Below are 9,755 nucleotides of genomic sequence, written 5' to 3'. Positions count from 1 at the left end.
GCGGACCTGGTGCTCGTCCAGGGCCGCCAGGCCCTTGCCGGACTGGAAAAACTCCTCGACCCGCCACCTTGATCCAGCGACGCGCACCAGGGTGGTCAGCGGCACTGCGGCAGGCGAGTAGCAGCGGTAGTAGGCACGTTCGCCGGTGCTGCGGTTGCGGCGGATCAGCAGCTGCCGGCTCCCGGGCCGGGGATCGGTGAGGTCGATGACGGCCCAGTCGTAGAAGCGGGGGCCCTTGGCTCCGGCCCCTGCGGACAGCTTCTGCCAGGCCCTCTTGGGCACCTTCCTGGCCAACATGTCGGCGCGAAACCTCCCGGCGCCTGTGGTGACTTCGTGCGAGCAGGCCACCGCGAGGACGTAGCCGGTGCCGCGTTCCTCCAGCGCGGTGCGCAGCTTCGGGTTGCCGCCGTAGACCTCGTCTCCCGCGACCTAGGCGGCCCGATGGCCGGCGTCGAGGAATCGGGTGACCATGCGAGCGGCCAGCTCCGGCTTGGTCGCGAACTCCGTATTGTCACCGAGGCCGGCGGCCCGGCAGCGGTCGGGATCGGAGGTCCAGGAACGCGGAACATAGAGTTCCCGGTCCACTGCGGCGTGCCCGCGGCGGCCGGCGTAGACCAGGTAGACGGCGACCTGGGCGTTCTCGATCCTGCCCGGGGCCCGCAGGAGAACAACATGCGGGCGGGCAGCGCGTTGACCTGGGAGGTCAAGTCCCAGAGCCCGCAGGTAAATTCTCTCCGAGCCCCCGCGGTGCCGGTGTACTGCCGCTGGACTCCAACGGTGTCGGTGCCTTTCTTCACGTCGCCGGTCTCGTCGACCACCAGCACCGCCTCGTCGTCGTGCAGATGCTCCACCACGTAGTCACCCACCTCGTCGCGGACCTGGTCGGCATCCCACTTCGCCCTCCCGAGCAGGTGCTGCATGCCGTCCGGGGTCCTGTCCCCGGCCCACTCGGCGATGGTCCAGCAGTTCTTGCGCGGCAGGTCCGACAACAGGCCGAGTACCAACTTCCGGGCCCGGCGTCGGGATTCGACCCGTGTGAAGCGTCCCGCTATCCGGCTCATCAGGCCCTCGAACGCCTCCTGCCAGCAGGCAGGGTCTACGCTGTGACCTGCGGCCACCGCATGATCGTTTGTCTTCACACACCGATGATCAACGGTGGCCGCACCCGTCTCCACACCGCGTCAGGTCGCGCAGCGTCTGCCTGCCGTCCTGTGTATCGGAGGGCTTGTGCAACGTGGCGAAGTCTGGTGGGTCCAGTTCGACGAGCGGAGGTTGGTCGTACTGCTGTCAGGAGACGACGCGTCCGGGTTCCAGGTGATGCAGGTCGTCGCTCCGGCGGGCCTCGACATCAGCGGTCTGGGCATCGAAGTGACGGTCGGCGCCGGTGAAGGGCTGCCGCTCGAAGGCGTGCTGCGGCTCGCGTTCCCGCGTCCAGGCTTCACCCCGTGCACGTGGCTGACCACCGTGTCCCGGGACGACCTGATAGAGCGGGCGGCCGTCCTGTCCTCCAGGAAGCTCAGCGAGATCGACGATGCCCTCCGACTCGCTGAACAAGCACAGGAGCGGCCCCCGGCAACGACCGCGAAGCTCAGCGAGATAAGGGACGCCCTCCGTCGCGGTGAACTCGGGTAGACGGAGAAGGAGCCGACGCCCGCGACGGCATGGGCGATCTCGGGCGAGATGATCCACGCTGGACACCTGCCGCCTCGACGCCCCTCACCATCGAGATCACGATCTACGGCTGGAGTACTAATACTCCAGCCGTAGTTCGGGATCATGGATGTGAAGGTCGCTCGTCGGTAGCCTCCGCGTGTGGCTGAGACCTGGGACGAAGCGCAGTTGATCGCGGACGGCTTCGAGCGTGTGTACGTCGAGTTGGAGTGGTACGACGGACCTCGTGTCGGCCTCGCTGACATCGACGGCAAGCCCCATTACTTCGACGGCTACGACCAATACTTCGGCGACAAGGCCGACGAGTACCGCGTCTGGCCCACGAGCGCCGCTGTGCTGGGGCTGGAACGCGAGCAGTGGGCGATCTTCGTCAGATGGAATGAGCGTTATGAGGCAGGGACACTCGGGCCGGAGAGCCACCCGGGCCACGGCGGGATCGATGCCCGCTACGACGAACTGGAGGTGCTGCTTGCACCCCACCGTCAGCCGCCAGACGACGCGCGGCGGCTTGTGGGTGAGATGCGGTTCGATGCCGGCGGTCGCTACCGGGTCGAAGGGATGGACTACTGGTTCAGGTGGCGTCCGAGCAGGTGAGGCCGCCGTTGATCATTAGGAGTTGTGTGGACAACCAATGATCACGCGACGGCATCGTACGCCAGCGTAGTGCCTGCCCGCTGGCAAGAGGCCTTCGAGGGTCTGATGAGCCGGATCGCGGGCCGGTTCGCCCGAGTTGAGCCTCCGGAATGGGCCCCCTGGGCCCGGGCCCCCGCACCGAACTGGACCGCTCGTCGTCGGCGCCTGCCGCTCCCTCGGCGGCATCGGCGCCGTCCGCACCCGCTGGCAGCACGCCACCGGAACGGTCCCGACACCGCGGCCGCGACCGGCGCCCACTGCCCGTGCCGGCCCGCCAACCACGACGGCCGCGTACACCGGCCGCACCGCGCGAGCAACCCGATAGCACGCCGCACACGCCGGTGGCCGGACCCGACGGCCCGGCAACCGGCAGAAGAGACGACACCCCAACGTGCCTCCCCCCATCGACGCCCACGTTCGCCTCGACACCCACCCCACCCATCCCAGCGCCGTGACCGCCGTCCTGACCGGCACCCAGGTCCACATTGCCCACCTGGGCCTCGAGGCAGCCGACTGGACCGTAGTCGCCGACAACAGCATCGACGGTCTGGTGGAAGGCGGGTCGACGACGCGATCGGCCTGCTGTGCCACATCCACGACACGGACCTGGAGCGGGTCGTCGACGACTGGAACCCCAACCGCCACCGCTTCGACGCCGAACCGTACCCGCCCATACCGCCCGCGCTCTTCGACGCATCCCGGGTCTTCGATCCAGGGCACCACACGGCCACGGTCCCTCTCCTTGACTACGGGTGCAGCCTCTCGCCCTTCGCCAGCATTGCGACGTACTTCTCGATCCGGCGCGCCCGGGTCTCGGCCCTCTTGGCGTCTTGGACCCGGTACAGGATCGCGTAGCGGTTCTGCCGGTCCAGTGTCTCGAAGAACTCCGCCGCGGCCGGGTGGGCGGTCAGGGCCGCCGTGAGGTCGTCCGGCACCGTGGCGGTCTTCGCGCCGTCGTAGGCCGCCTCCCAGCGGCCGTCTGCCTTGGCGCGGTCGACCTCGGCCTGCCCCGGCGGATGCATCCGGCCCTGCTCGATCAGGGCGGCCACCTTGTCCCGGTTGACCTTGGACCACTTGCTGCGCGGCTTGCGCGGGGTGAACCGCTGGAGCCACCACTGGTCGTCGAACTTGGCCTTCTGGCCGTCGATCCAGCCGTAGCAGAGTGCCGCGTCGAGTGCCTGGGTGTAGTCCAGCGCGACGATTCCGGGGCCCTTCTTGCGAAGCTTGAGCCAGATGCCGGGCGAGACGGCATGGTTCTCGCCGAGCCATGCCTGGAATGCCTCGGCGGATTCGAATGCGACGATCTCCAAGTCCTGAGTCACCCCAGCAGCGAACCACACCCGGCCGATTGTCGTGCCGCATTCGGGCGCGGCCCCGGATGCGGGATGCCCGTGGGCCTGCGTGATCATCTCTGTTCTCGACGCAGAACGATCACGCTGGAGCCACGGGCTTGGTCAACGATACGACGTTGCTGCTCGACCTCGACGGGGTGTCCGTCGCGCGGGTTGAGCGGCTGGCCGACGGAAGGCGCCGAGTTCACCTGGTCATGGCCGACGAGACAGCCAGAGCCTGCCCGGCCTGCGGGGTGTTCGCCCCCCGGTGAAGGGCTCGGCGGTGACCCGGCCGCGCGATCTCCCTTACGGCGAGAGCGGATTGGAGTTCCGCTGGCACAAGCGCCGCTGGTGGTGCCGCGAGGCCGGCTGCCCTCGCCGGTCCTTCACCGAACAGATCCCGCAGATCCCGGCCGGTGCCAGGCTGACCGCCCGGCTGCGGGATACGGCCGGGCGCCCCAAACGGGATGCCAGCTCCACGGTAATCCAGGCCGCACGGGATCTGCATCTGTCCTGGCCGACCGTGATGGAAGCCTTCCACACGCAGGCCCGCGACGTCACCGAGGCACCTCTGCCGCAGGTCACAGTCTTGGGCATTGACGAGACCCGCCGCGGACGGCCCCGCTGGGAACGGGATGTGGATACCGGCAAGTGGCGCCTGAGCGAAGGGATCAATCGCGTGATCAAGCTCGTCGCCCGCAACGCGTTCGGCTTCCGCAACGCCGACAACCAACGGCTGCGGACACGCTGCGTCACCACCCGCCGAGCCCACGGACACCTCCGCACCGCTCAACTTTGAAGACCCCCGCGAGCATCACCGAACGTGAGAACGAGGTTAAGGAACAAGCTCAGAAGCTGTGAAGAAACCTCTCGTTGAACAGGTAACGGCATGAACTCGCGAGTCCGTGCCACCTCACTACAGCAGGTCCCGGCCCTACTGGCCGGGACCTGCGCTCCTTGTCGCGATCAGGACCTGCGCCAGCCGCAACCCCATCGACCAGCCCGGGGCTTTCGCGCTCACCGGCGCGCTCAGGCTGCTGTACGAGAGCTGCCCGGCGAGGTGGTCCCTGTCCTCCGGGAGCGGCGTCTATGCGGCTGGGGTGAGTTCGGCGCGGCCGAACAGCAGCGGGTAGCCGGAGGGGAGCTGGCGCAGGATGCGGGTGAGGAGGTCGGGGCCGGCCAGGGCTGCGACGGCACCGAGGACGGAGCCGGTGTCCCAGCGGGTGGGGCCCACAGGGGCCCCGGTGCGGGCGGCGAGGTCCTGGACGAAGGCCCAGCCGGTGAGGGGCTGGGTGTCGGGGATCTGAGCGGTGAGGATGCGTGCGGCTTCGATGGGCAGGCGGCTGGCGAGTTCGACGCGTTCGTCGCCCGTCAGCTGGCGTCCGAGTCCCGCGAGGACCAGATGGACGGCTTCCTCGGCCCGTTCCCGGGTGGGGTAGGCACCTTCGTAACGGACCTTCTCCAGCATCTGCTCGTACGTCATGACGGACGGGTGCTGGAGCGGTGCACGCCGGTCGGACATCACTGGGGTGGTTGCCTTTCTTCTTCTGCGGTGGTGGCGGCGCCCACAGGGCGCGCGGACACCAGGGTGGTCAAGTGGGCTGGGGGCGGCCGAAGAGCAGGTCGTAGCCCGCGGGGAGCTGGAGCAGGATCTGCCCCATCAGGTCCTCGCCGGCCGCGTCGGCGACGGTGCTGAGGACGGCGCTGACGTCCCAGGTGGCGGTCTGTTCGGTGGCTCCCTCGATCCAGGCCGCCGTCGCGCGCACGAACCGCTCCGGTGGCAGGGGTTCGGCGCTTTGCAGAGGGTTGAGCAGGATCAGGGCGAAGCCTTCCGGCAGGCGCGACGCCAGCTGGGCGCGCACCTCGCCGACCAGGTGTGCGCCCAGCAGGGCGAGCACCACGCGGGCCGCACGTTCTGCTTCCTGCCGGCTGTCGTACTCGCCGCGTTCGGTCACCTGGTCGAGGAATGCTTCCCATCGCACGGTCATGTCGGCCGCCCCCTTCGTTCAGTCCCGGTGGCGCGGAGGACGGACGGGGTGAGGGGGAGATCAGGTGCCCGTCCTCCGCCGCTGTTCGGCCCGCACCGTCGGGCTCAGCCGGAGATCTCCTTGTGGTCGGATCCTCCGCCGATGGCGATCTTGCGGGGCTTGGCGCGTTCGGCGATCGGGATGCGCAGGTTGAGCACCCCGGCGTCGTAGTCGGCCTTGATGTGCTCGGTGTCCAGGGTGTCGGCCAGCACGATCTGGCGGGAGAAGACGCCCAGCGGCCGCTCGGAGAGTTCCATCTGCACGTTGTCGGACTTCGCCACGGGTCGCCGCTCGGCCCTGACGGTCAGCATGTTGCGTTCGACGTCGATGTCGATCGCTTCCGCGCTGACGCCGGGGAGGTCGAAGGCCACCACGTACTCGTCGCCCTCGCGGTAGGCGTCCATCGCCATCGCGGCCGGCTTCGACCAGGTGCCCGGGCCCATCAGTTGCTGGGCCAGCCGGTCGAGTTCACGGAAGGGGTCGGTGCGCATCAACATGGTGAAACACCTCCAGAAGGTTCGGGCAGTTGCTGCCAATGCGCTTCACTGAAACCGTTGTAACATGTCATCCAATGGATGACAAACAAGATGTCGTCAGAAGGATGACAGCCCGAGGGAGGTGCCCATGACCGCAGCCGACCAGCCCGCCTCTTCCAGCGCCGACGCCCAGAGCCCGGCCTCGTTCCTCGCCGCCGCCGCGGCCCTGCACGCCATAGACGACGCCCTGCGCACCGCCCAGCACGAGACTCGCGACGTCCCCGATGCGCCCGGCCCGGAGCAGGCCCTGGCCTCCCTCCTGCTGCTGCGGCAGGTCCGCGAGCAGCTCGCCGACTGGGAAACCGGCCTGATCGAAACCGCCCGCCACGCCGGAGCCAGCTGGGCCGACCTCGCCCACCCCCTCGGCGTCGCCAGCCGCCAGGCCGCCGAACGCCGCTACCTGCGAGGCAGCCCCGGCCCCGCCGGAACCACCGGCGAACAGCGCGTCCAGGCCACCCGCGAACGCCGCGCCGCCGACCGCACCCTCGCCGTGTGGGCCCGCCACAACGCCGCCGACCTGCGCCGTATCGCCGGCCAGATCACCGCCCTCACCGACCTCCCCACCGCCGCCCGCCTTCCACTCAGCCAGCTCCACGCGGCCCTCGCCCACGACGACCCCACCGCCCTCATCCCCCCGCTGAACGCCGCCCGCCCCCATCTGAGCACCGCCCACCCGGACCTCGCCGCCCGACTCGACACCCTCACGAACTCCGCCACGACCACAGGCACCGCCCCCGACTGACCGGCTGGCGCGCAAGCAGGCGGGCCTGATGGGCTCTATCACCGCCTGGTCCTCGATCTCGTCGACCGCGTGAAGACCGAGGCCATGTACCGCATCCGGCACACCTCCTACGAGGCGGCCTGCAACGCAGCCGAGAGGGGCCGCGTGCGAGCGGCTACGACCGGCGCCTCGTCGAGCACCTTCTTCCGGCCGCGTGGGAGGTGGAGGCTGCCTACGGCATCCGAACCCGCAGGCCCCGGACGCTGACATGCCGCGCGGGACCGTCGACAAGAAGGCCGCCGGCACCCTGTTCGCCCACCTCGCCGACATCCGGCGGGCTGGGCGACAGCCCCCCTTTCCCTGGTCTAGAAGCGGACGCTGTTCATGCGCTTCGCCCTCGACGGGGACGACCGCCGGATAGCGGCCCGTGAGGCGGTCACCGACCGCGCCGTCCGCTACCGGCTCGAACGAGGTGTCGGCAAGCTCGCCGCCCACCTCAACGGCACCGACTACATCGACAGCTACGACGCCTTGGAGGACGCAGCGTGAGCGAGACCCAGCCCGAGGGGCCCGTGACCGTCGAGCCCCCAGCCGGGATGGGCCCGGAGGATTACGAGTTCTGGGACGACGCCACCCGCACCTAATCCTTTACTAATGACGTTCCCCGGTGGGCGGTTGTCCCCTGGGATGTTCGAGTGCTGGATCGTGACGTCTAGTGAGGTGTACGGGACATCACGGAGGTGCTGACCTCGATGTGCGCCCGCCTGTACGGGCACCGGGCGGCGAAGAACCGCGCCGCCCGCGCGGTGGCCGTGGCGACGAGCGAGGCCGCCGAGTGAAGAAGTTCCGGCCGCAGCCGGGTTTCGTGGTGCAGGCGTACCGCTTCGCCCTCGATGCGAACGCCACGCAGGAGCGGGCGTTGCGCTCGCACTGCGGGGCCGCGCGTGCCGCCTACAACTGGGCTGTCGCGTGGGTCGAGGCATCGTGGTGGCAGCGCCGCGCGGAGGAGTCGTATGGGATCCCCGAAGAGGCGCTGACCGAATGGCGGCCGTGCTCACTGCCCGCGCTACGGAAGGCGTTCAACGCGGCCAAGCACACCGACCCGCGCTTCGCCGCCTGGTGGGAGGACAACTCCAAGGAGGCGTACAACACTGGCCTGTCGAACGCGTCGGCTGCGTTCGACTCCCGGTGTGGAAGATCCTTCCCGTACGGGTCGAGCTGACCGTCGTTTTGCTGGTCCTGGCGGTGATCAGTGCGCTGATCGTGGTCTTCACCGGTGGTCTGGCCCGCCAGGCCGGTACCGGCCTCGGCATGGGGAGCGCCGCGTTGACGCTCTGGTCGATCGCCAAGTGGCCGGTCCTGGTTGTCCTGGTCACCGTCATGATTGCGCTCCTGTACGGGGCGAGTCCGAACGCGAAGGTGAAGGGCTTCCGGTGGATCACCCCGGGCAGGCGATCGCCGGCGGCCTGCCGCCGGACGAGGAGCCCTACACGCAGCCGCGCGACACCAGGAAGTGGGAGGAGCAGGACCGGCGCCGTATGGGAGACGACTGACCAATACCCCTGCCCCGATCATGGCGTGTTGGCCCGGCTGCCTGGGGGGACTTGTAGGTCATGAGATTGCTGGCAGGAATGCGCGACGGTGACCGCCGTTTGGCCAAGCGGATGGCGTCGGGGGGCTCGCCCGGCCTCACACGCTTCTTGTCTGCGGTCGAAGAGGCCGCAGAGGGCACCAAACTGTGGTGCGGCGCAGCCGCGGTCATGACATGGCTGGGCGGCTGGCGGGGCCGTAAGGCCGCAGCGGCGGGCCTGGCGTCGATGGTGGTGGCGCAGCTGGCGTCCAACGGCGCGTGCAAGCAGCTGGCCGACCGGCCCCGGCCGCCCATGGAATGGAACCCGCACGGCGAGGTCGGCGACCGTCCCGACTCGTCCTCGTTCCCTTCCGGGCATACCGCGGCAGCGGTGGCGTTCAGTGCCGCCGTTGTCCCGTCATGGCCGCTGGCGGGCGCCGTCTGCGCCGTGCCGGCAGCGATGGTGGCCGCCGAACGGGTCCAAAGCGGCGCGCACTATCCCAGCGATGTCGCCGCCGGCGCCGCGATCGGCCTGGCCAGCGCCTGGGTCACCCGGCATGCCCCACGCCTGCTGCTGCGCCGTTGGCCATAGCGCGCGGGCGCACTGGGCGCCTTGCCCGCGCGCGCAAGGCTAGGACGCATCCAGTCGCCGGTCTCGCTCTGTCTGCGCGTGCGCGACGTCGTCGGCACCTCCGCGGATCAGCCGTAGAGGGCGGGTTCGGGCATCGCGGGAGGTCTGCGGCTTTCCGGGCAGCCGCTCTTCGATGCGATCCATGCCGTACAGCAGCAATGCCGCCACCGGCAACAGTAGACACGCGACAACCATCACGATGCGGGGCTCCTTCACGGCAGACGACACGAGCCGGGTGCCCATCAGGGCGCCGAGCATGGCTGGCCCTGTGAACTGGTCTGTTGGGGGTACTCGTCCTCCCCGCAGGCGGCCGAAGCGCCCTGACGCGCCCGGGATCGTCAAGACGGAGTGCATCCGCGGCCGCGTCTTCGCCACCCGGGCCGAGGCGAACCTCGCACTGTTCGAGTACATCGACGGCTTCTACAACTCCCGGCGCATCCAAAAGCGGCTCGGCTACCTCAGCCCGATCGAGTTCGAGGAGAAGCACTACGCCGACCAGGCAACGGCCGAACGAACGAACCTGAAACCCCGTCAACCCGCCCTAATGGGAGCTGCCGGGTCGGAGAGACTCGGTGCCGTAGCCGCCAGCGGGTGAGCACTCACCTGCCCGGAAGCATCGTGACTTCTGTGGTCAG

At 69.3% G+C, this 9,755-nt stretch carries 13 protein-coding genes and 3 pseudogenes; 10 read left to right on the top strand and 6 right to left on the bottom strand.

What is annotated here, in order from left to right:
• Positions 1 to 1,061: pseudogene (locus tag ACIBK0_RS51400) on the bottom strand (IS701 family transposase); the annotation flags it as partial.
• A gap of 166 nt (positions 1,062 to 1,227) precedes the next feature.
• Here ACIBK0_RS51400 and ACIBK0_RS51395 point away from each other — a divergent pair.
• A complete protein-coding gene (locus tag ACIBK0_RS51395; RefSeq protein WP_399097344.1) occupies positions 1,228 to 1,632 on the top strand; it encodes a type II toxin-antitoxin system PemK/MazF family toxin in 405 nt (134 codons plus the stop codon).
• A gap of 180 nt (positions 1,633 to 1,812) precedes the next feature.
• Entirely contained in the window at positions 1,813 to 2,265 is a 453-nt protein-coding gene (locus tag ACIBK0_RS51390; protein WP_399097341.1) for a hypothetical protein, read from the top strand.
• A 785-nt stretch (positions 2,266 to 3,050) separates the two neighbouring features.
• Here the strand turns inward: ACIBK0_RS51390 and ACIBK0_RS51385 are convergent.
• Positions 3,051 to 3,644: a YdeI family protein gene (locus tag ACIBK0_RS51385; RefSeq protein WP_399097347.1), complete on the bottom strand. Its 594-nt coding sequence runs from the start codon at positions 3,642 to 3,644 to the stop codon at positions 3,051 to 3,053.
• A gap of 274 nt (positions 3,645 to 3,918) precedes the next feature.
• On the opposite strand from ACIBK0_RS51385, the gene ACIBK0_RS51380 reads away from it, so the two are divergent.
• Positions 3,919 to 4,434 (top strand): helix-turn-helix domain-containing protein, encoded by a 516-nt coding sequence (locus tag ACIBK0_RS51380; RefSeq protein WP_399097338.1) that lies wholly within the window; start codon positions 3,919 to 3,921, stop codon positions 4,432 to 4,434.
• A 288-nt stretch (positions 4,435 to 4,722) separates the two neighbouring features.
• On the opposite strand, the gene ACIBK0_RS51375 is transcribed toward ACIBK0_RS51380, so the two are convergent.
• From ACIBK0_RS51375 to ACIBK0_RS51365, 3 genes are all read right to left on the bottom strand, one after another.
• The gene (locus ACIBK0_RS51375; protein ID WP_399097335.1) at positions 4,723 to 5,157 is read right to left on the bottom strand and encodes a DUF2267 domain-containing protein; all 435 of its coding nucleotides are present in this window, start codon (positions 5,155 to 5,157) and stop codon (positions 4,723 to 4,725) included.
• Positions 5,158 to 5,227: 70 nt separating this feature from the next.
• Positions 5,228 to 5,623, bottom strand: coding sequence for a DUF2267 domain-containing protein (locus ACIBK0_RS51370; RefSeq protein ID WP_399097332.1), 396 nt, complete (start codon positions 5,621 to 5,623; stop codon positions 5,228 to 5,230).
• Positions 5,624 to 5,727: 104 nt separating this feature from the next.
• A complete protein-coding gene (locus ACIBK0_RS51365; RefSeq protein ID WP_399097329.1) occupies positions 5,728 to 6,159 on the bottom strand; it encodes an Hsp20/alpha crystallin family protein in 432 nt (143 codons plus the stop codon).
• Between the two features lie 127 nt (positions 6,160 to 6,286).
• On the opposite strand from ACIBK0_RS51365, the gene ACIBK0_RS51360 reads away from it, so the two are divergent.
• The 6 genes and pseudogenes from ACIBK0_RS51360 to ACIBK0_RS51335 all read left to right on the top strand — a co-directional run bounded on the left by ACIBK0_RS51360 (position 6,287) and on the right by ACIBK0_RS51335 (position 9,081).
• Positions 6,287 to 6,940 (top strand): type III effector protein, encoded by a 654-nt coding sequence (locus tag ACIBK0_RS51360; RefSeq protein ID WP_399097326.1) that lies wholly within the window; start codon positions 6,287 to 6,289, stop codon positions 6,938 to 6,940.
• A gap of 363 nt (positions 6,941 to 7,303) precedes the next feature.
• The gene (locus ACIBK0_RS51355) at positions 7,304 to 7,468 is read left to right on the top strand and encodes a hypothetical protein (RefSeq protein ID WP_399097323.1); all 165 of its coding nucleotides are present in this window, start codon (positions 7,304 to 7,306) and stop codon (positions 7,466 to 7,468) included.
• Positions 7,469 to 7,641: 173 nt separating this feature from the next.
• Positions 7,642 to 7,758, top strand: a pseudogene (locus tag ACIBK0_RS51350) (IS607 family transposase); the annotation flags it as partial.
• Positions 7,755 to 8,141 carry a helix-turn-helix domain-containing protein gene (locus tag ACIBK0_RS51345; protein ID WP_399097320.1) on the top strand — a complete coding sequence of 129 codons (387 nt, stop codon included), beginning with the start codon at positions 7,755 to 7,757 and terminating at the stop codon, positions 8,139 to 8,141. The pseudogene ACIBK0_RS51350 and the gene ACIBK0_RS51345, both read left to right, overlap by 4 nt.
• Positions 8,105 to 8,472: pseudogene (locus ACIBK0_RS51340) on the top strand (YhjD/YihY/BrkB family envelope integrity protein); the annotation flags it as partial. The gene ACIBK0_RS51345 and the pseudogene ACIBK0_RS51340, both read left to right, overlap by 37 nt.
• A gap of 60 nt (positions 8,473 to 8,532) precedes the next feature.
• Positions 8,533 to 9,081, top strand: coding sequence for a phosphatase PAP2 family protein (locus ACIBK0_RS51335; protein ID WP_399097317.1), 549 nt, complete (start codon positions 8,533 to 8,535; stop codon positions 9,079 to 9,081).
• Positions 9,082 to 9,120: 39 nt separating this feature from the next.
• Here the strand turns inward: ACIBK0_RS51335 and ACIBK0_RS51330 are convergent, their stop codons facing one another.
• A complete protein-coding gene (locus ACIBK0_RS51330) occupies positions 9,121 to 9,378 on the bottom strand; it encodes a hypothetical protein (RefSeq protein WP_399097314.1) in 258 nt (85 codons plus the stop codon).
• On the opposite strand from ACIBK0_RS51330, the gene ACIBK0_RS51325 reads away from it, so the two are divergent.
• The gene (locus tag ACIBK0_RS51325; RefSeq protein WP_399097311.1) at positions 9,377 to 9,715 is read left to right on the top strand and encodes an IS3 family transposase; all 339 of its coding nucleotides are present in this window, start codon (positions 9,377 to 9,379) and stop codon (positions 9,713 to 9,715) included. The genes ACIBK0_RS51330 and ACIBK0_RS51325 overlap by 2 nt on opposite strands.
• Positions 9,716 to 9,755: the final 40 nt, after the last annotated feature.

Source organism: Streptomyces sp. NPDC050564, from assembly GCF_044457265.1.
In the GTDB taxonomy this organism is placed as follows: domain Bacteria; phylum Actinomycetota; class Actinomycetes; order Streptomycetales; family Streptomycetaceae; genus Streptomyces.
Note: the sequence above shows the minus strand (reverse complement) of the source record. Positions and strands in the feature narration are given on the sequence as shown.

Bases quoted from the DNA above. Each gene is read 5' to 3' on its own strand.
- ACIBK0_RS51330 (WP_399097314.1), bottom strand. From the start codon at position 9,378: ATGCTCGGCGCCCTGATGGGCACCCGGCTCGTGTCGTCTGCCGTGAAG.
- ACIBK0_RS51365 (WP_399097329.1), bottom strand. From the start codon at position 6,159: ATGTTGATGCGCACCGACCCCTTCCGTGAACTCGACCGGCTGGCCCAG.
- ACIBK0_RS51355 (WP_399097323.1), top strand. From the start codon at position 7,304: ATGCGCTTCGCCCTCGACGGGGACGACCGCCGGATAGCGGCCCGTGAG.
- ACIBK0_RS51360 (WP_399097326.1), top strand. From the start codon at position 6,287: ATGACCGCAGCCGACCAGCCCGCCTCTTCCAGCGCCGACGCCCAGAGC.
- ACIBK0_RS51370 (WP_399097332.1), bottom strand. From the start codon at position 5,623: ATGACCGTGCGATGGGAAGCATTCCTCGACCAGGTGACCGAACGCGGC.
- ACIBK0_RS51375 (WP_399097335.1), bottom strand. From the start codon at position 5,157: ATGTCCGACCGGCGTGCACCGCTCCAGCACCCGTCCGTCATGACGTAC.
- ACIBK0_RS51325 (WP_399097311.1), top strand. From the start codon at position 9,377: ATGGCTGGCCCTGTGAACTGGTCTGTTGGGGGTACTCGTCCTCCCCGC.
- ACIBK0_RS51335 (WP_399097317.1), top strand. From the start codon at position 8,533: ATGAGATTGCTGGCAGGAATGCGCGACGGTGACCGCCGTTTGGCCAAG.